Here is an 18,352-nt window from a genome sequence, read left to right on the forward strand (position 1 = left end):
CAGCCTGAACAGGGGAGTTACAGTTTCATTATGTTCGCCGTTTTTAGACAGGCCCGCAAGGCGGCTTTGGCCGCTGTCACCGCTGTTTCCGCACTTGCGCTCGGCGCCTGTAATCCGGTGACCACCGGTGGCGGCCCCTCGATCAATACGTCAAAACCGGTTCCCGTCGCCCTGTTGGTGCCAAGAGGATCCACCCAGGCCGGCGATAGCGTGCTTGCTCAAAGCCTTGAAAACGCAGCACGTCTGGCCATCGGGGACCTGAAGGGCGTCCAGATTGATCTGCGCGTCTATGACACTGCCGGCGATCCGACCGTGGCCGCCAATGCGGCAACCCAGGCCATCAATGATGGTGCCCGCATTCTGCTTGGCCCGGTCTATGCCGAAGCCGCCAATGCCGCAGGCGTGGCCGCAGCAAAGCGCAACGTCAACGTTCTGGCCTTTTCCAACAACACAGCCATTGCCGGCGGCAATGTGTTCATCCTTGGCGCCACATTCGCCAACACGGCACAGCGCCTGACCTCCTATGCGGCGCGCCAGGGGCGTGGCAATATCGTGATTGTCGGCGGCAATGATGCGGCGGGCAAGGTCGGCAGCGGTGCCATCCAGGCCGCAGCGGCCCGCAGCGGCGCCACCATCGCAGGCAGCATCGACTACGAGCTGTCCCAGAAGGGCGTGATCGACGCCATCGGCCCGATCCGCGACACCGCCCGCGCCAGCAATGCCAATGCGATTTTCATGACCGCAACCACGGCAGGCGCGCTGCCGCTTTTGACCCAGCTTCTGCCCGAAGCGGGGCTCGACAAGGAAACCTACCAATACATCGGCCTGACCCGTTGGGATATTCCATCGCAAACCCTGGCGATGCCCGGCGTACAAGGCGGCTGGTTTGCCCTGCCGGACCCGGCCAAGTCGCAGCAATTCGTCTCGCGATACAGCGCGGCCTATGGCGGCGCACCTCATTCGATCGGTGGTCTGGCCTATGACGGTATCGCCGCCATTGGTGCGCTTGTCAGCGCGGGCAAGAGCGATGCCCTGACGGGTGCGGCCCTGACACAAACTGCAGGCTTCCAGGGCACCGGCGGCATCTTCCGCCTGCGTCCCGATGGCACCAATGAACGCGGCCTCGCTGTCGCTACAATCCAAGAACAGAAGGTGGTCGTCATTGACCCAGCCCCAAGCAGCTTCTCCGGCGCCGGTTTCTGATCCGGCCCATGTCCCGCAAAACCTGCTGCCGCCGATCAAGGGGGAGCTGATCTGTCCCTCGACGCAGATCTTTGACGCAGCTCATCTGCGAAGTAAGCTGTCGCAGGCCGCCGAAACCCTGGACGCCAGTGCGCTGCGCGCCGAGGTGGTGCGCCTCTTGCGCGAGGCCAACAAGGCCGGGCGCGCCACCATTGCCGAAGCCTTTGCAGCAGCGCCCTTTGCAGCACGCGCTCTGACGCAATCCTACAGCCACCTGACCGACGGGCTGGTGACAACCGCCTTTTATGCTGCGACGGAGCTTTTGCATCCGCTGGCCAACCCGACGCGGGGCGAACGGATCGCGGTCATGGCCGTCGGCGGCTATGGGCGCGCCGAAATGGCGCCCTTTTCCGACGTGGATCTGCTGTTTCTGACCCCCTACAAGATCACCGCCTGGGCCGAGAGCGTGATTGAATCCATGCTCTACATCCTGTGGGATCTGCGCCTCAAGGTCGGCCATTCAAGCCGCACCATCAAGGATTGCATCCGCCTGGGCGCTGAAGACTACACCATCCGCACGGCCATGCTGGAGCATCGCTTCCTGTCGGGCGATGCCGGTCTTGCGGCAGAGCTTGACGAGCGGCTGCAAAGTGACCTCTTTTCCAAGGACGCGCGCGAATTCATCGAAGCCAAGCTGGCAGAGCGGGATGAGCGCCACCTGAAACAGGGTGAGCGGTACATGGTCGAGCCCAACGTCAAGGAGGGCAAGGGCGGCCTGCGGGATCTGCAATCGCTGTTCTGGATTGCCAAGTACCTTTACCAGGTGCAGGACGTGGCCGAACTTGTACCTCTCGGGCTGTTCAAACCGGATGAGTTCAGGTTTTTTGCAGAGGCCGAGAACTTTCTCTGGGCCGTGCGCTCGCATCTGCATCTGGTCACCGGACGCGCCACGGAACAGCTGACGTTTGATCTTCAGGTCGAGGTGGCCCAGCGCATGGGCTATCAGGACAAGGCCGGACGCCGCGCGGTCGAGATCTTCATGCAGAACTATTTCCGCAAGGCGACACAGGTCGGGGATATCACCCGCATCTTCCTGACCAAGCTTGAGGCGAGCCAGCAGAAGAGCGAACCGCTTTTGGAGCGGATCTTTCGCCGCCGTCCCCGGATCAAACCCGGCTACAAGGTGGTCAACAATCGACTGGACATCGAAGACCCGGAGACCTTTCTTGGCAACAAGCTGAACCTGCTCAGGATCTTCGAAGAGGGCCTGCGTACAGGCATGCTGATCCATCCCGATGCCATGCGCCTTGTGACTGCGAACCTTGATCTGATTGACGACGATATGCGCGCGGATAAGGAAGCCAACCGTATCTTTTTGGATCTGCTGCTGAAACACGGCAACCCCGAACGCGCCCTGCGCCGCATGAACGAACTTGGCGTACTCTCTGCCTTCCTGCCGGAGTTCGAGCCGATCGTGGCGATGATGCAGTTCAACATGTACCACTCCTACACGGTAGACGAGCACACCATCCAGGTGATCTCGAACTATGCCGCCATCGAGAGGGGCGAGCTGGAAGAGGAACTTCCGGTCTCATCAGAGGTGCTGCGCCAGGGCATCAACCGCAAGGTTCTGATGGTCGCCATGCTGCTGCACGATATCGGCAAGGGGCGCGAGCAGGACCATTCCATCCTGGGCGCGCAGATCGCCCGCAAGGTCGCGCCGCGCCTCGGCCTCAACAAGTCGGACTGCGAAACGGTCGAGTGGCTGGTGCGCTATCACCTTCTGATGTCCGACATGGCGCAGAAACGCGATATCGCCGATCCGCGCACTGTGCGCGGTTTTGCCAAGGCGGTGCAATCGGTGAAACGGCTGGATCTGTTGCTGCTGCTGACAGTCTGTGACATTCGCGGCGTTGGTCCGGACACCTGGAACAACTGGAAAGCCGCGCTTTTACGCTCTCTCTATAGCCAGACCCGCAGTGCGCTTGAGGACGGCATGGAAGCGCTCAGCCGCGAACATCGTGGAGCCGCCGCCAAGAAACGCCTGCGCAAGGCGCTGCCAGAGTGGAGCAAGGCCGACCTCAAGCGGGAGACCTCACGCCATTATCCGCCCTACTGGCAGGGTCTGCACGTGACCGCCCATATAGACTTTGCGGAAATGCTCCAGGAGCTTGAGGCAAAGGATGATCCGGGAGAGGTGATCATTCGCCTGCACCCGGACGAGGACCGCGATGCCACGCGCGCCTGTTTTGCGATGACGGACCATCCGGGCATCTTTGCCCGCATGGTCGGGGCGCTGGCGCTGGTCGGGGCCAATGTGGTCGATGCGCGCTCCTACACCACCAAGGACGGCTATGTGACCGATGCCTTCTGGATCCAGGATTCCGAGGGCCATCCCTTCGAGGCTTCACGCTTGACCCGCCTGACCCAGATGATCCTGAAAACGCTGAAAGGCGAGGTCATCACCCGCGAGGCAATGGTGTCGCGCGACAAGATCAAGAAGCGCGAAAAGGCCTTTAACGTCCAGACCCATATCACCTTTGATAACGAAGGCTCCGAGATCTACACCATCATCGAGGTGGACACCCGCGACCGGGCGGGTCTGCTTTATGATCTGGCGCGCACACTCGCGGATGCGAACGTCTATATCGCCAACGCGGTGATCGCGACCTATGGCGAACAGGTGGTGGATACATTCTACGTCAAGGACATGTTCGGACTGAAATACCATTCAGAGTCCAAGCAAAAAACGCTTGAGCGCAAATTGCGGGACGCCATTTTGGCCGGGGCCGCGCGGGCCGGATCATGAAGCCAGTCAAACTGATTTCCGGCTTCATGACGGTCGGGTTCTGGACGCTGGCCAGCCGTGTCCTAGGATTTGCGCGTGATATCATGATCGCGAGCTTCCTCGGCACCGGCGCGGTGGCCGAAGCCTTTCTGGTGGCCTTCAGCCTGCCCAACATGTTCCGCCGCTTCTTCGCCGAAGGGGCCTTCAACACCGCATTTGTCCCGCTTTTCTCGAAAAAGCTGCAAAAGGGAGAGGATCCCGTCGGGTTCGCCCAGGATGCCTTTTCCGGCCTTGCCACCCTGCTGATTCTTTTCACACTCGTCGCGCAGCTTGTCATGCCCTGGCTGGTTCTGGCCATGGCCAGCGGATTTCGCGGCGATGTACGCTTTGATCTGGCAGTGGATTTCGGGCGGATCACCTTTGCCTATATCCTGTTCATCTCCCTTGCGGCGCTCTTGTCTGGTGTGCTCAATGCCTCGGGACGGTTCGCGGCGGCTGCAGCGGCGCCTGTTCTGCTGAACGTCATTCTGGTGAGCGCCCTGCTGCTGGGGGAAAGCGGTGTATTCGGCTCGGTTTCAGATCCGCCGAGTCCTGAGGTTGCCGGTCTCTCACAAGGCACCATCCTGGCCTGGGGCACGCTGATTGCCGGTGTGGCCCAGATGGGACTGGTCTGGATCGCCGCAAAGCACGCCGGTTTCAAACTGCTGCCGCGCAGGCCGCGTTTGACCCCCGACCTGAAGCGCCTCGCCTTCATTGCAGCCCCTGCCATGCTGGCCGGAGGGGTCGTGCAAATCAACCTGTTGGTCGGTCGTCAGGTGGCGAGTTTCTTTGACGGGGCGATTGCCTGGCTCAGCTATGCAGACCGGCTCTACCAGCTGCCGCTGGGGGTGGTCGGCATTGCGGTGGGGATCGTCCTGTTGCCAGATCTGTCGCGCCGCCTTGCGGCCGAGGATGAGGCAGGATCCCAGTACGCGCTCAGCCGCGCGGCAGAGATTTCCCTGGCGCTGACCATCCCGTCAGCGGTTGCCCTGGTCGCGATCCCGCTGCCACTGGTGTCGGTTCTGTTCGAACGGGGGGCCTTCGATTTCGAGGACAGCCAGGCCACGGCTCTTGCGGTCGCGGTCTACGGGCTCGGCCTGCCCGCCTTCGTGATGCAGAAGGTGCTGCAGCCGCTCTATTTTGCCCGCGAGGATACGCGCACGCCGTTCCGCTTTGCCGTGGTGGCCATGGTGGTCAATGCGGCGACCGCGATCCTCTGCGCCTACCTCTTTGGTTTTATCGGTGCAGCCATGGGGACCACGATCGCCGGCTGGGCGATGGTGCTGCTGCTCGCAGTCGGCACCAAGGGGATGGGCCGAAGCGCGCGTTTCGACAGCCGCTTCCATGCCCGGATCTGGCGGATCATCCTCGCCTCCCTGTTGATGGGCGCGCTCTTGTGGGGGCTTGCCACTGTGATGGAGCCATGGCTTTACAGCGCCACCGTGCGCTATCCCGCGCTGGCTGTTCTCGTTGTCAGTGGGATCGTGAGCTATTTCGCGGTTGGACAGATCGTCGGCGCGTTTCGCGTGGCAGAGTTCAAAAACGCCCTGCGTCGGAGCCCGAAAGCGCCCTGAACCCCGCGACCCCGAAAATCAGTCAAAAAAAGGCCGCCCGATACGGGCGGCCTTTTGTGATTCGGGAAGCAACAGCGCCGTCATCATTCTTTTGTTTTGGTTTGCGCCAGACAGATGTCTGGCAAACAACCTCAGAGCAGTTCCAGCGAACCTGCGGACTGCTTGCCATCACGGCCAGTTTCCAGTTCATAGGAAACTTTCTGGTTGTCATTCAAACCGTTGAGGCCCGAGCGTTCAACCGCAGAGATGTGCACAAACACATCTTTTCCGCCGGACTCGGGCTCGATAAAGCCGTAGCCTTTAGTTGCGTTGAACCATTTTACGGTGCCATTGGCCATCCGATATCTCCAGTATAGACTACCTCCGCAACGTGCGAAGGCATGTCGTTGTGTATCACAAGGTCGTCGGTCCGACCATGCCAATAATATCGTAGGTCTTGCGAAGTATCGGCGCGGTGATCTCGCGGGCGCGTTCGGCGCCGCGGGTCAGGATGCGGTCGATCTCCTCCTGCTCGTTCATCAGACGGGCCATCTCGGTCGAAATCGGCGCCATCTTGGATACCGCAAGATCGGCGAGCATGGGCTTGAACTCGGAAAACTGCTTTCCGCCCACATCGGCCAGCACCTGCTCCACGGTCTGGTCATTCAGCGCAGCATAGATATTGACGAGGTTGCGGGCCTCGGGACGCTCCTCAAGGCCTTTTTCCTCGCTTGGCAGGGCCTCCGGATCGGTCTTGGCCTTGCGGATCTTCTTGGCAATGGCGTCAGCATCGTCGGTCAGATTGATGCGGCTGGCATCCGAAGGATCGGATTTCGACATCTTCTTGGAGCCATCGCGCAGGGACATGACGCGGGTCGCCGCCCCTTCGATCACCGGCTCGGTCATCGGGAAGAAATCGACGCCATAGTCGTGGTTGAACTTGGCGGCGATGTCGCGGGTCAGCTCAAGGTGCTGTTTCTGATCCTCGCCCACCGGAACATGGGTGGCGTGATAGACGAGAATGTCAGCCGCCATCAGCGCCGGATAGCCAAACAGACCAAGCGAGGCGTTCTGGGCGTTCTTGCCGGCCTTGTCCTTGAACTGGGTCATGCGCTGCATCCAGCCCATGCGGGCGACACAGTTGAACACCCAGCCAAGCTGCGCATGCTCGGGCACCTGGCTCTGGTTGATCAGGATCGATTGTTCGGGATCCAGCCCCGCCGCGATGAAGCCCGCACACAGCTCGCGGGTGGATTTCTTCAGGTCGGCGGGGTCCTGCCAGACGGTGATCGCGTGCAGGTCCACCATGCAGTAGATGGTTTCCACATCCTTGGCCTGCCAGTCGACAAAGCGCTTGAGCGCGCCGAGGTAATTGCCGAGATGCAGGTTGCCCGAAGGCTGGATGCCGGAAAAGACACGCGGCGTGAAGGTGGTCTCGCTCATCGAGAAACTCCCGTCTGGAAATAGGGCCTGCGGTGGCTTAACCATGGGCGCAACGGTCGTCAACAGCCCGTCCCCATGCGCGGGTCAACAGGGCGTGTCAAAAGGCCGGGACAGGCAAAAGGGCATCAAGACATGAGCAGCAGCGAAAACCCCTCCCCCGTCAACCCACTTCCCCCCGTGGTGGTGGCACTGGTGCTGGTGATCATGGGGATCGAGGTCGCGTTTTCTCTTGGCACCCGCGGTATCGTCGGCGGGCCATCGGCGGTGGGCTGGCGGCTGGAGGCGTTCCAGTCCTATGCGTTCTCAAACGAGATCTTCTGGTGGATGTGGGAGACGGGGCAATGGCCCATGGAACATCTCCTGCGCTTTGTCTCTTACGCCTTTGTGCATGGCAGCTTTACCCATGCGCTGTTTGTCTGCGTCTTTGTGCTGGCGATGGGCAAGATGGTCGGAGAAGTCTTTGGCGACTTGGCGATGATCCTGATCTTCGCTCTATCCGCCATCGGGGGCGCTGTGGGATATGCGGTATTCTCAGGATCGCCGGTGCCCCTAATCGGTGGTTTTCCCGCCGTCTACGGGCTGATCGGGGCCTTCACCTATATCCTGTGGCGGCAGCTGTCTCTGGTCGGCGCGCAGCAGAGCCGGGCCTTTTCGCTGATCGCCTTTCTCATGGGAATCCAGCTTGTCTTTGCTTTGTTGTTTGGCGGCCAGCCGGACTGGATCGCGGATCTGTCCGGATTTGCAACAGGGTTTGCCTTGTCCTTCTTCCTGGCTCCGGGGGGCTGGGCAAGGTTCCGCAACAAGATCCGCCACGACTGAGGTCTGGCGGAGGCCCTCCCGCCCGTCGGCGGCATGGCCCATGCCTTATCCCGTTGGGCGTAGCGCCGCGCCAAGGCGCGGCGCAGATGGGATCTAGGCGCGGCCCTTGCGGCGGCGCCCGACGACCCCTACCGCCCCAAGGCCAAGCAGCAGCAAGGGCATTGCAGCCGGTACCGGCACCGGTGCGATCGTCGAGACGAACCCACCAAAGCGTTCATTGTCGTTGCTGCCAGATGTCTCGCGCATCTCCACCCGATTAAATGCACTGGTGTAGAGTGTTCCGAAGAAGGAAACCGTGTCATCGACCGGATTGAAGGTCTCGCTGCCGACGACCGTGCCACCGTTCTTGAAGGTGAAGGTAAAGGTCGAGTCGGGGCAGGTCGGTGTTCCGCAGCCGTTGATTGAGTTGGCAAGAGTGGACTCAAATATATCAAGGCCGAAGCCAAACCGCAGACTATCGAACTGAAAATTGAGATGCTCAACGCCGCTGATCAGGATGGCGTTTGTGATCCCCAAATCACTACCGCCAAATGAAGAGGCCGAGGCCATTTCCGTCCCGAGCGTGCTGACCGTCAGGCCATTGCTGAATGCGCGGGACGTTGTGTAACGCGGAATAGCGCCAGTTGTATGGTCGCTCGCGGTTCCAGACGCCGCCAGAAATGCAGAACGATCCGTATATGTTGCAGCCATCGCTGATGTCGACACACACACCGCAGCCGCTGCAATTGCAAAAATGATCTTTGACACTACCCAATCCCCAGAAAATTTCCCTTCAACCTGTGTAGGTAGAGACCTGATCCGAGTCAATTTTTATTAAGAATTGGTTAATCTGCCAGCCAAACACATGTCATTCTGATGTCTTGTCGCGTCCCGGCATTCGTCACTTGATGTTTGCGCACCCATCTGTGCTGAGAATAGACAGATCTTGCCAGCGCGCAGGGCCTCCGCCCTTTGCTCAAAGCCCCTTCACACCGTTCAAGGTGATGGTGGCGACCATCTCGGCATAGCCCTCGCGCGCTTCGGATCCGGCGCCGGAATTCCACATGTAGTACCAGTTCAGCATGCCAAAGACCGACATGGTGGCCCCGCGCAGCTTGGCCGGATCGCCAGCAAAGACATCCGGCGCCACGGCGCTGATCGCACCGCTCATGAAGGCGACCAGTTCGCGCTGGTAGCCGCGCAGCAGTTTTTGCTGTTCTTCCGGCAGGGCCGACATGGCGCTGACCTGCACCTGGTGTTCGTCATCGGCCCCCTGATAGGCCAAGAGCACCTCGGCGACGATACGGCGCAGGCGTGCCTCTGGCTCAAGACCCGTCAGATCCAACCCGCAGACCCGATCGCGCAATTCGCTCAGATAGGTTTCAAGGAGGCCGAAGAGAACGGCATCCTTGCTGTCATAGTAGTGGTAGATATTGGCCTTGGAGATCCCGCATTCGCGCGCCAGCTGGGTCATCGAAGCGCGGTCATACCCGGCCTCGGCAAACACCCGCGCCGCAGATTTCAGGATCTGCGCGCGCTTTTGCTCATGGTCTTTTGCGATTGTGCGGGCCACGGCTGTACTTACCCCTTGTCGCGGTTGTCGACGACGCGCTTGGCCTTGCCCTGGCTGCGCTCGACATCGCCGGGATCGCCGACGATGATCTCGGTCGAAACACCGACCATGTCCTTGATCCGCTTGGTCAGCATCCGGGCCGCCGCGGTCTTGGACAGCTCATCGGTGGCGTCGGGGTTGGCCTCCACATAGACGCGCATCGCATCCATGCGACCGGACTTGTACAGCTCGATCTGGTAATGCGGCGCCAGGCCACCGGTCGCCATCAGCTGTTCTTCGACCTGGCTGGGGAAGACATTGACGCCGCGCAGGATGATCATGTCGTCGCTGCGGCCGGTGATCTTTTCCATCCGCCGCATGGTGCGGGCGGTGCCGGGCAGCAGGCGGGTCAGGTCGCGGGTGCGGTAGCGCACCATCGGCAGGCCTTCCTTGGTGAGGGTGGTGAAGACCAGCTCACCCATTTCACCATCGGGCAGCACTTCACCGGTGACGGGATCGATGATCTCGGGGAGGAAGTGGTCCTCCCAGATGACAGGGCCGTCCTTGGTTTCCACGCATTCGCTGGCCACGCCCGGCCCCATGATCTCGCTGAGGCCGTAAATATCGACCGCGTGCATGTCAAAGGCCTCTTCGACCTCGCGGCGCATGGCGTCGGTCCAGGGTTCCGCGCCAAAGACACCCACCTGAAGCGAGCTTTCGCGTGGGTCCAGACCCACCTTGTGATACTGCTCAAGAATGTTCAGCATGTAGGAGGGCGTCACCATGATGCCGTCAGGCTGGAAATCGGTGATGAGGCCCACCTGTTTCTCGGTCTGACCGCCCGACATTGGCACCACCGTGGCGCCAAGGCGTTCGATCCCGTAATGAGCGCCAAGGCCGCCGGTGAACAGACCATAGCCATAGGCGTTGTGCACCATGTTGCCCTTGCGCAGACCGGCAGCGCGAAGGGAGCGCGCGACCAGATCGGCCCAGTTGTCGATGTCACCCTTGGTGTAGCCCACGACCGTCGGCTTGCCCGTGGTGCCGGAGGAGGCATGCAGGCGGATGATCTCTTCGCGCGGCACGGCAAAAAGGCCAAAGGGATAGTTGTCGCGCAGGTCGTTCTTGTAGGTGAAGGGAAACTTCGCAAGGTCCGACAGCTGCTGAAGGTCATCGGGGTGCACACCCGCCTCGTCGAACCGCTGCTTGTACATCCGCACGTTGTCATAGGCATGGCGCAACGACCACTTCAGCCGCTCCAGCTGGAGGCTGCGGATTTCGTCGATGGAGGCGATTTCAATCGGATCAAGATCGGCTTTGTTCGGGGTCAGGTCTTTCATGGCGTGCTCCTCACCTACTCTTCGAAAAGATGACCCTTGATCGCGCGGGACAGGCCCCGAAACTCTGCGATCACCAGGTCATCCTGATTTTTGACGGTCACATCGTAAATGCCACTGCGCCCGGTCAATGAAACCTCTTGCGCGGTGGCGGTCAGCCGGTCGCCCAGGCGACCCGGCGCGGTATAGGTAATGGCGTTGCTCTGCGCCACGGTCGACTGGTTGCGACTGTTGCAGGCAAAGGCAAAGGCGCTGTCAGCCAGCATGAAGGTCACGCCACCATGGCAGATACCATGACCGTTGCAATGGTGCGCCTCCACCGTCAGCTGCAGCACGGCGCGGCCTTCATCGACCGCGGCAATCTCCATCCCGGCCCATTTCGACGCATTGTCGCTGGCCCACATGGCGGCGCAGGATCTCTCGGCGCGTTCTTTTGGTGTCATGCTCATTTGCCTTTGAAGACCGGCTGGCGTTTTTCAAGGAAGGAGGCGACACCCTCGGCATAATCGGCGCTTTCGCCGCAGGTTTTCATCGCATCTGCTTCCATCTCCAGATGGTCGGTCAGCGTGTCCACGGCTGCGGCCTGAATGCACTGTTTGGTCAGGCCCATGCCAAGGGTCGGCCCGTTGCCGAACCGCTCGGCCATGGCGCGCGCCTCTGTCATGAGTTCGTCATCGGGCAGCGCCTTCCAGATCAGCCCCCAGTCTTCGGCTTTTTTCGCGGGCAGCGGCTCGGCGGTAAAGGCCAAGCCCTTGGCACGCGCCTCACCCAACAGGCGCGGCAGATGCCAGCTGCCGCCGGTATCGGGGATCAGGCCGACCTTGGAGAAGGACTGGATGAACTTGGCGCTTTCGGCGGCCAGAACCACGTCACAGGCCAGCGCGATGTTGGCCCCTGCCCCGGCAGCGACGCCATTGACAGCGCAGATCACCGGGAAGTTCAGGGAGCGGATCAGCCGCACCAGCGGCGCATAGAAGGTGCGCACGGTATTGCCGAGGTCCGGCGGGCCGTCCATCTTGCGCGGATCGCGGTCACCCAGATCCTGCCCCGCACAAAATCCCCGGCCAGCGCCCGTCAGCAGAACCGCACGGGCACCGCCATCACGGGCGGCCTCCAATGCGGCGCGCAAGGCATAATGCATTTCATCATTAAAGCTGTTCAGACGGTCCGGGCGGTTGAGGGTGATTTCCACCCAGGTCCCATGATCCGCAACCAGTATCGAGTCGGTCATTGCCCGCTCCCCCATGTCATTCCCTCCCGCACGCCCGTGTTTTCTTGCCGAAAACACCAGGCCAGCGGCCTCTTGGACAATTTTCTTGCATAAACCGACCGGACGGTCAATATATATCGCAATTCAATCAGGCCCCGCGCGTCGCCCTCGGATTGTTGTGGCGCGGCAGGGCAACCTAGGGAGAGAGCAATGAGCCTTCTTGAGATTTCCAGCTATGCCGCCGGGCAGTGGGTGAAACCCGGCGCGGGCGCGCGCAACATCGCCAGCGCCGTCACCGGCGCCGTCATCGCCACCGCAGGCAATGATGATCTTGATGTGCAGGCAATGCTGGACCATGCGCGCAACGTGGGCGGCCCCGCCCTGCGCAAGCTGACCTTCCACGACCGCGCCCGCATGTTGAAAGCGCTGTCCACAGAGCTGGGCAAGCACAAGGACGCGCTTTACGATCTGTCGTTCCACACCGGCGCCACGCAATCGGATCACATGATCGACATCGACGGCGGCATCGGCACCATGTTCGTCTTTGCCTCCAAAGGCCGGCGCGAGATGCCCGATGGTCATGTCTACCTTGACGGCGATCTGGAGCAGCTGAGCCGCACCGGCAGTTTCCTTGGCCAGCACATCTGCACGCCGCTGCAAGGGGTTGCGGTCCATATCAACGCCTTCAACTTCCCGGTCTGGGGGATGCTTGAAAAACTCGCCCCCACCCTGCTGGCCGGTGTGCCTGCCATCGTGAAGCCCGCAACCGCGACCTGCTATGTGACCGAACTGGCCGTGAAGATCATGCTGGACAGCGGCATCCTGCCCGAAGGCGCGCTGCAGCTTGTGTCCGGCGGCATCGGCGACATGCTGGACCGTCTCGGCTGCCAGGATGTGGTCAGCTTCACCGGCTCTGCCGACACCGCGCTGAAACTGCGCAATACCCCGGCTATCCTGGAAAACTCGGTGCGTTTCGTGGCCGAGCAGGACAGCCTCAACGCCTCGATCCTGGGGCCTGACGCGGTGCCCGGCACGCCGGAGTTCGATCTCTTCATCAAGGAAGTCTCCCGCGAGATGACCGCTAAGGCGGGTCAGAAATGTACCGCCGTGCGCCGCATCATCGCGCCCGAAGCACAGGTGCAAGCGGTGATCGAAGCGCTTTCGGCACGTCTGTCGAAAGTGGTGATCGGCGATCCGCGTCTGGAAACCACCCGCATGGGCGCGCTGGTCTCGAACAGCCAGAAACGCGACGTGCTGGAAAAGGCGGCGCTGATCGGCACCGAGGCAACGCGGGTCTTTGGTGACCCCGAGAACTTCACCGTGGAAGGCGCCGATGCCGAACAGGGCGCTTTCGTGCCGCCGATGCTGTTTCACTGCGAGAACCCCGACACTGCCCAGCGCGTCCACGACACCGAAGCATTCGGTCCTGTCTCCACCGTGATGGGCTACCGCGATCTGAACCACGCCATCGAGATCGCCAACCGCGGCCAGGGCTCGCTTGTCGCCTCGGTCATCACCCATGATCCGGCGGTGGCGCGTCAGGTGGCGCTTGGTGCCGGCGCCTTCCACGGACGCCTCTATTTCAACAACCGCGACTCGATGAAGGAGTCCACCGGTCACGGCTCCCCGCTGCCCCACATGGTGCATGGCGGTCCGGGCCGTGCGGGCGGCGGCGAGGAAATGGGCGGCGTGCGCGGTGTGAAACACTACATGCAGCGCACCGCAATCCAGGGCAGCCCCGACATCCTGTCGGCCATCGGCGAAAAATGGGTGCCGGGCGGCGCTGAAATCACCGGCCCCGCGCATCCCTTCACCCGCAAGTATGGTGAATTGTCCATCGGCGAGACGCTTCACACCGACCCACGCACCGTCACACTTGAGGATATCGAACATTTCGCCCATTTCACCGGCGACACCTTCTATGCCCATATGGACGATGCCGCAGCCAAGCGGAACCCGTTCTTTCCGGGCCGCGTGGCGCATGGGTATCTCCTTCTGTCTTTTGCTGCGGGCCTGTTCGTGCAGCCGGACGAAGGTCCGGTTCTGGCCAATACCGGCCTTGACGGCTTGCGTTTCATGAAGCCGGTTTCGGCAGGCGACAGCATCAAGGTACGCCTCACCGTCAAGAAGAAGACCCCCCGCAACGAGGAATATGGCGAGGTGCGCTGGCACGTGACCCTGACCAACCAGGACAATGACCTGGTGGCGGAATACGAGCTTCTGACCATGAATGCCTTCTGATAGAAGGCGGCAAACAAACGACGAATCTGCCCGGGCTGGCGCAACTGGCCCGGGCATTCTATTCTGTGAGGATGAGCACAGAACAAAACCAGTGGTTCGACGCCAGTGTCGCCCAGTTGAACGATCCGCAGAACCTGCGGGTCTGGTCCATCATCGTCTCGCTGTTTGGCGATCTGGCCCAGAAGGAAGGCGCTCAGATCAGTGGCGGCGCGCTGACGCGCATCATCACGCCCATGGGGATCAAACCCGAGGCGATCCGCGTCGCATTGCACCGTCTGCGCAAAGATGGCTGGATTGAAAGCGCCCGCTCGGGGCGGGCCTCGGTCCACTATCTGACCCCCTTCGGACGCAGCCAGTCCGCTGCCGTGACGCCGCGCATCTATGAACGAAACCCGCCTGCGCCAACCGACTGGCATCTGCTGATCTCGGAAGAAGGCGCCGGGCAAGACACGCTCGAGGATGTGCTCTTTCTGCCAAACTATGTCGCGGTGAACCGGCACACGGCGCTTGGCCATGGTCGGATCCCGGGCAACCTTGACGATCTTCTGGCCATCGAAGTGTCCGACATCTCGGTGCCCGACTGGTTGAAGGACCGGCTGTTCCCGCAGGATCTGCAAGAGGCCTGCGAAACCCTTGACCGCGCGCTGAATGACATTACCGCCCCACCCGCAGGTCTGGACGCAGCCCAGATCGCCACCCTGCGCACCCTGATCGTGCACCGCTGGCGGCGGATCGTGTTGCGCCATCCGGGGCTGCCGCCGCTGTTCCACCCGACCAGCTGGACCGGTGAAAGCTGCCGCAGCCGGGTCTTTGCGCTGCTGGATTCCCTGCCCTCGCCCGCCCTCACCGATTTGAACGCAGCTCCGTAGCGTCCTTTGCCGGTCCCTTTTTCCCGGCCCCTTTCAGACAAGAGGATTGTAAATGTCGGCCCTCAGCGCAATCTCCCTCGCGGCCCTTGCCCTGCCAACAGCTCTCTTGTGGGCGGCGCATCTCAGCACCCGTCGGATGGCGCGGGAGGCCGAGGCCCTGGTGCCGCCCGTCGGCCAGTTTCACCAGACACCCCACGGGCGGCTGCATTACGTGGAGACGGGGCCGAGCAAGGCCCAGCCACTGGTTTTTATTCACGGTCTGTCCGGGCAGTTGCAGCATTTCACCTATGCGCTGGCCGATCGGATGGCTGCGGATTTTCGCGTGATCGCGCTGGACCGCCCAGGTTGCGGATATTCCACCCGCAACAGCGACAGCCTCGCGCGGCTGCCAGCGCAGGCAGAGATGATCCAGAACCTGCTGGATGCAAAGGGGATCAAGGATCCGGTGCTGGTCGGCCATTCACTGGGTGGTGCCGTCTCTTTGGCCATGGCGCTGGCGGCACCGAAAAAGGTCCGCGGGCTGGCCCTGCTGGCCCCCTTGACTCACCCCTCGCCGGGCGGGGCAGAGGTGTTCAAGGGCCTGATCGTTCATTCACCAATGATGAGGCGCCTGATGGCGAACACGGTGGCGATTCCCGCTGCCAAGCGTACCGCGAATGCGGTCCTCACCCAGATTTTTGCGCCCGAGGTCTGCCCCGAGGATTTCCTCGACCGCGCAGGCGGCATATTGGGTCTGCGTCCGCAAAGCTTCATCGCGGCTTCGGCCGATGCAACGTTTCTTTACCCGACGATTGCAGAACAGGCGGCCCGATATCTGCGCGAGCTGCGTACGCCCGGCGCGGTGCTGTTCGGCGCCGATGATGCGATATTGAATGCCGAGGAACAGGGCCGCGCGATGGAAACCTTCGGCCTGAAGTGCCGGATTGAGCCCGGCCTTGGGCACATGCTGCCCATCACTCAGCCTGCCTTGTGTGAAGAATTCATCCGCGCGACGGTGGCCAGCCTGCCGAATTGATGCACGGCAGGCTGGTGTCCCTAATTGCTCAGAGCACCTGATCCAGAACGGTTGTCAAACGCTTCAAGGTGCCTTCCACATCGTACAGCTTGTCGAGACCGAACAGACCCAGCCGGAACGTGCTGAAGCCTTCGGGCTCGTCGCACTGCAGCGGCACTCCTGCGGCGATCTGCATGCCGAGCGCGGCAAACTTCTTGCCGTTCTGGATCTCGGGATCGCTGGTGTAGCTGACGACAACACCGGGTGCGCCGAACCCATCGGCGGCCACCGACACAATGCCCTTGCCCTTCAGGTACGCGCGCACCCCGTCGCCGAGCTGCCATTGCGCATCCCGCAGGCGGTCAAATCCGTAGTCGCGGGTTTCCAGCATAGTGTCTCGGAAGGCGCGCAGGGCATCGGTGGGCATGGTGGCGTGATAGGCATGGCCGCCGTCCTCATAGGCCTTCATGATCGTGCGCCATTGATTGAGGTTGATGGCGAAACTGTCCGATGTCGTCTCTTCCAGCCGCTTGAGCGCTGCCTCAGAGAACATCACGAGGCCTGCCGAGGGCGAGGCGCTCCAGCCCTTTTGCGGGGCCGAAATCAGCACATCCACGCCGGTCGTCTTCATGTCGACCCAGGCGCAGCCCGAAGCGATGCAATCCAGCACCATCAGCGCGCCCACCTCATGGGCGGCAGCGGCCATGGCGGTCACGTAATCATCGGGCAGGATCACCCCGGCCGAGGTTTCCACATGGGGCGCAAAGACGATATCCGGCTTCTGCTCGCGAATGGCGGCGACCACATCCTCGATCGGGGCCGGAGCAAAGGGCGCGGGCGCGCTGTTGCCGGTCTGGCGGGCCTTCATCACCGTGGTCGATGCGGTGAAACCGCCGCTTTCGAAGATCTGGCTCCAGCGGTAGGAGAACCAGCCATTGCGAACCACCAGCGCATTGGCACCGCGGGCGAACTGGCGCGCCACCGCCTCCATCGCGAAGGTGCCGCCACCGGGCACCAGGGCGACGGCCTCGGCACCATAGACCTCTTTCAGCATGTCGCTGATGTCGCGCATCACCTGCTGAAATGCCTTGGACATGTGATTGAGCGAGCGGTCGGTGAACACCACCGAGAATTCTTCGAGCCCCTCCGGGTCCACGGTATCGAGCAATGCCATCGGTGATCCTCCTTCTTTCATCCCGTCTATCGCTAACGCCCGCATTCGCCTTTGGCAAAGTCTACTTTGGCATACCGGACGATGCACTCTGCGCAGGTATGAGCGCAACGCACGAGGAAGCACAGGGCAAAGTGATCCGATCACCGGGTCCAATGAGGAAACGCCGTTTCCGATCATCGCCAAGCTGCTGCCTATCCCAGCGGGCCGGGCCTGCGCTCCTCACTCAGCAGCACGTTTGCATCCACGTTTCCGACCCCCGGCAAGGTCATGATCCGGCGGCGCAGGACGCGTTCGAAATCAGCAATATCCCGAGCCGTCACCCGCAGTCGGTAGTCGTACATGCCCAGCACATGCTCAACCGTCTGCACCTCGGGAATGGCGGAGACTGCGCGCTCGAAATCCTCAAGACTGACGCGGCCCTTGGTCGCCAGTTTGATGCCAAGGAAGACAGTCACGCCAAAGCCGAGCGCCTTGCTGTCAAGTTCCAGCCGTCGCCCTGCAAGAATGCCCGCCTCCTGCAAACGGCGAATGCGGCGCCATGTGGCGGGCTGGCTGAGACCAAGGTCCCGCCCCAGCGCCCCGGCGGATCGGGTCGCATCCTGGCCTAGCGCCCGAAGGATGGCATAATCGATATCGTCAAGGTCGCTGCGGGCGCGGCTCATAACGGCAGGCTTTCGTTCGACTTGATCCGTGCCACATGCATCAGCGCCTCGATATCTGTGATATGCGGCAGGGTCAGGATCCGGGCGCGGTAGATCTGCTGATAATGCGGCATATCGCGGGCAATCACTGAAAGGCGCACATCAACCTGCCCCAGGAAGGTCTGGATTTCCAGCACCTCCGGGATCTGGCGCGCGGCCTCGATGAACTCGTCAAAGGCGCGCGGATTGGTCTTGTCCAGCGTCACCCTGAGCGAAACCTCCACCGCATAGCCAAGCGCGCGCCAGTCAATCACCGCCTGCTGGCCCAGGATCACCCCCGCCTCGCGCAGTTTCTCCAGCCGTCGCGACAGGCGCGAGGAGGTCAGCCCCAGCCGATCGGCCAGGTCCGGAATCGATTGTTCCGGCTCGCTTTGCATATGGCGCAGAATGCGCCGATCGAGATCATCAAGCATGTTTTCTTCATTATACCATCATTTCGCGAATGACTATTGCAATCAGCCAGCAAATAAT

At 61.7% G+C, this 18,352-nt stretch carries 17 protein-coding genes; 7 read left to right on the forward strand and 10 right to left on the reverse strand.

The window, feature by feature from the left end; translation table 11 throughout:
• The first annotated feature begins 30 nt into the window (after nt 1–30).
• The 3 genes from AADA15_RS17115 to murJ are packed head-to-tail and all read left to right on the forward strand — an operon-like array spanning nt 31 to nt 5,583.
• Nucleotides 31–1,203: a penicillin-binding protein activator gene (locus AADA15_RS17115; RefSeq protein WP_341642778.1), complete on the forward strand. Its 1,173-nt coding sequence runs from the start codon at nt 31–33 to the stop codon at nt 1,201–1,203.
• Nucleotides 1,163–3,991, forward strand: a complete 2,829-nt coding sequence (locus tag AADA15_RS17120) for a [protein-PII] uridylyltransferase (protein WP_341642779.1) — start codon at nt 1,163–1,165, stop codon at nt 3,989–3,991. Before AADA15_RS17115 ends, AADA15_RS17120 begins: the two co-directional genes overlap by 41 nt.
• Nucleotides 3,988–5,583, forward strand: a complete 1,596-nt coding sequence (gene murJ / locus AADA15_RS17125; RefSeq protein WP_341642780.1) for a murein biosynthesis integral membrane protein MurJ — start codon at nt 3,988–3,990, stop codon at nt 5,581–5,583. Before AADA15_RS17120 ends, murJ begins: the two co-directional genes overlap by 4 nt.
• A gap of 131 nt (nt 5,584–5,714) precedes the next feature.
• On the opposite strand, the gene AADA15_RS17130 is transcribed toward murJ, so the two are convergent.
• The gene (locus AADA15_RS17130; RefSeq protein WP_014875579.1) at nt 5,715–5,921 is read right to left on the reverse strand and encodes a cold-shock protein; all 207 of its coding nucleotides are present in this window, start codon (nt 5,919–5,921) and stop codon (nt 5,715–5,717) included.
• A 55-nt stretch (nt 5,922–5,976) separates the two neighbouring features.
• On the reverse strand, nt 5,977–7,005 hold the full coding sequence (gene trpS, locus AADA15_RS17135) for a tryptophan--tRNA ligase (protein ID WP_341642781.1): 1,029 nt from the start codon (nt 7,003–7,005) through the stop codon (nt 5,977–5,979).
• A gap of 132 nt (nt 7,006–7,137) precedes the next feature.
• On the opposite strand from trpS, the gene AADA15_RS17140 reads away from it, so the two are divergent.
• Complete coding sequence (locus AADA15_RS17140) at nt 7,138–7,824, forward strand: rhomboid family intramembrane serine protease (RefSeq protein WP_341642782.1); 687 nt, start codon at nt 7,138–7,140, stop codon at nt 7,822–7,824.
• Between the two features lie 93 nt (nt 7,825–7,917).
• Here AADA15_RS17140 and AADA15_RS17145 read toward each other — a convergent pair whose 3' ends face one another.
• From AADA15_RS17145 to paaG, 5 genes are all read right to left on the reverse strand, one after another.
• The gene (locus tag AADA15_RS17145; protein ID WP_341642783.1) at nt 7,918–8,571 is read right to left on the reverse strand and encodes a VPLPA-CTERM sorting domain-containing protein; all 654 of its coding nucleotides are present in this window, start codon (nt 8,569–8,571) and stop codon (nt 7,918–7,920) included.
• A gap of 208 nt (nt 8,572–8,779) precedes the next feature.
• Complete coding sequence (locus AADA15_RS17150; RefSeq protein ID WP_341642784.1) at nt 8,780–9,376, reverse strand: TetR/AcrR family transcriptional regulator; 597 nt, start codon at nt 9,374–9,376, stop codon at nt 8,780–8,782.
• Nucleotides 9,377–9,384: 8 nt separating this feature from the next.
• Nucleotides 9,385–10,695, reverse strand: coding sequence for a phenylacetate--CoA ligase PaaK (gene paaK, locus AADA15_RS17155; RefSeq protein ID WP_341642785.1), 1,311 nt, complete (start codon nt 10,693–10,695; stop codon nt 9,385–9,387).
• A 14-nt stretch (nt 10,696–10,709) separates the two neighbouring features.
• Nucleotides 10,710–11,135 carry a hydroxyphenylacetyl-CoA thioesterase PaaI gene (paaI, locus tag AADA15_RS17160; RefSeq protein WP_341642786.1) on the reverse strand — a complete coding sequence of 142 codons (426 nt, stop codon included), beginning with the start codon at nt 11,133–11,135 and terminating at the stop codon, nt 10,710–10,712.
• A gap of 2 nt (nt 11,136–11,137) precedes the next feature.
• Nucleotides 11,138–11,923 (reverse strand): 2-(1,2-epoxy-1,2-dihydrophenyl)acetyl-CoA isomerase PaaG, encoded by a 786-nt coding sequence (paaG, locus tag AADA15_RS17165; RefSeq protein ID WP_341642787.1) that lies wholly within the window; start codon nt 11,921–11,923, stop codon nt 11,138–11,140.
• A gap of 189 nt (nt 11,924–12,112) precedes the next feature.
• On the opposite strand from paaG, the gene paaZ reads away from it, so the two are divergent.
• The 3 genes from paaZ (at nt 12,113) to AADA15_RS17180 (ending at nt 16,027) form a co-directional block, all read left to right on the forward strand.
• The gene (gene paaZ / locus AADA15_RS17170; RefSeq protein ID WP_341642788.1) at nt 12,113–14,143 is read left to right on the forward strand and encodes a phenylacetic acid degradation bifunctional protein PaaZ; all 2,031 of its coding nucleotides are present in this window, start codon (nt 12,113–12,115) and stop codon (nt 14,141–14,143) included.
• Nucleotides 14,144–14,214: 71 nt separating this feature from the next.
• A complete protein-coding gene (locus AADA15_RS17175; protein WP_341642789.1) occupies nt 14,215–15,012 on the forward strand; it encodes a PaaX family transcriptional regulator C-terminal domain-containing protein in 798 nt (265 codons plus the stop codon).
• Between the two features lie 52 nt (nt 15,013–15,064).
• On the forward strand, nt 15,065–16,027 hold the full coding sequence (locus AADA15_RS17180; protein ID WP_341642790.1) for an alpha/beta fold hydrolase: 963 nt from the start codon (nt 15,065–15,067) through the stop codon (nt 16,025–16,027).
• 28 nt (nt 16,028–16,055) lie between these two features.
• On the opposite strand, the gene AADA15_RS17185 is transcribed toward AADA15_RS17180, so the two are convergent.
• The 3 genes from AADA15_RS17185 to AADA15_RS17195 all read right to left on the reverse strand — a co-directional run bounded on the left by AADA15_RS17185 (nt 16,056) and on the right by AADA15_RS17195 (nt 18,294).
• A complete protein-coding gene (locus AADA15_RS17185) occupies nt 16,056–17,180 on the reverse strand; it encodes an aminotransferase class V-fold PLP-dependent enzyme (RefSeq protein WP_341642791.1) in 1,125 nt (374 codons plus the stop codon).
• 191 nt (nt 17,181–17,371) lie between these two features.
• The gene (locus AADA15_RS17190; protein ID WP_341642792.1) at nt 17,372–17,842 is read right to left on the reverse strand and encodes an Lrp/AsnC family transcriptional regulator; all 471 of its coding nucleotides are present in this window, start codon (nt 17,840–17,842) and stop codon (nt 17,372–17,374) included.
• Nucleotides 17,839–18,294 carry an Lrp/AsnC family transcriptional regulator gene (locus tag AADA15_RS17195; RefSeq protein WP_341642793.1) on the reverse strand — a complete coding sequence of 152 codons (456 nt, stop codon included), beginning with the start codon at nt 18,292–18,294 and terminating at the stop codon, nt 17,839–17,841. Before AADA15_RS17195 ends, AADA15_RS17190 begins: the two co-directional genes overlap by 4 nt.
• Between the last annotated feature and the right edge of the window lie 58 nt (nt 18,295–18,352).

Origin of the sequence: Phycobacter sedimenti (genome assembly GCF_038148855.1) — a bacterium.
Taxonomy (GTDB): domain Bacteria; phylum Pseudomonadota; class Alphaproteobacteria; order Rhodobacterales; family Rhodobacteraceae; genus Phycobacter; species Phycobacter sedimenti.

Bases quoted from the DNA above. Each gene is read 5' to 3' on its own strand.
- AADA15_RS17115 (WP_341642778.1), top strand. From the start codon at position 31: ATGTTCGCCGTTTTTAGACAGGCCCGCAAGGCGGCTTTGGCCGCTGTC.
- murJ (WP_341642780.1), top strand. From the start codon at position 3,988: ATGAAGCCAGTCAAACTGATTTCCGGCTTCATGACGGTCGGGTTCTGG.
- AADA15_RS17130 (WP_014875579.1), bottom strand. From the start codon at position 5,921: ATGGCCAATGGCACCGTAAAATGGTTCAACGCAACTAAAGGCTACGGC.
- trpS (WP_341642781.1), bottom strand. From the start codon at position 7,005: ATGAGCGAGACCACCTTCACGCCGCGTGTCTTTTCCGGCATCCAGCCT.
- AADA15_RS17140 (WP_341642782.1), top strand. From the start codon at position 7,138: ATGAGCAGCAGCGAAAACCCCTCCCCCGTCAACCCACTTCCCCCCGTG.
- paaK (WP_341642785.1), bottom strand. From the start codon at position 10,695: ATGAAAGACCTGACCCCGAACAAAGCCGATCTTGATCCGATTGAAATC.
- paaI (WP_341642786.1), bottom strand. From the start codon at position 11,135: ATGACACCAAAAGAACGCGCCGAGAGATCCTGCGCCGCCATGTGGGCC.
- paaG (WP_341642787.1), bottom strand. From the start codon at position 11,923: ATGACCGACTCGATACTGGTTGCGGATCATGGGACCTGGGTGGAAATC.
- paaZ (WP_341642788.1), top strand. From the start codon at position 12,113: ATGAGCCTTCTTGAGATTTCCAGCTATGCCGCCGGGCAGTGGGTGAAA.
- AADA15_RS17175 (WP_341642789.1), top strand. From the start codon at position 14,215: ATGAGCACAGAACAAAACCAGTGGTTCGACGCCAGTGTCGCCCAGTTG.
- AADA15_RS17180 (WP_341642790.1), top strand. From the start codon at position 15,065: ATGTCGGCCCTCAGCGCAATCTCCCTCGCGGCCCTTGCCCTGCCAACA.
- AADA15_RS17185 (WP_341642791.1), bottom strand. From the start codon at position 17,180: ATGGCATTGCTCGATACCGTGGACCCGGAGGGGCTCGAAGAATTCTCG.
- AADA15_RS17190 (WP_341642792.1), bottom strand. From the start codon at position 17,842: ATGAGCCGCGCCCGCAGCGACCTTGACGATATCGATTATGCCATCCTT.
- AADA15_RS17195 (WP_341642793.1), bottom strand. From the start codon at position 18,294: ATGCTTGATGATCTCGATCGGCGCATTCTGCGCCATATGCAAAGCGAG.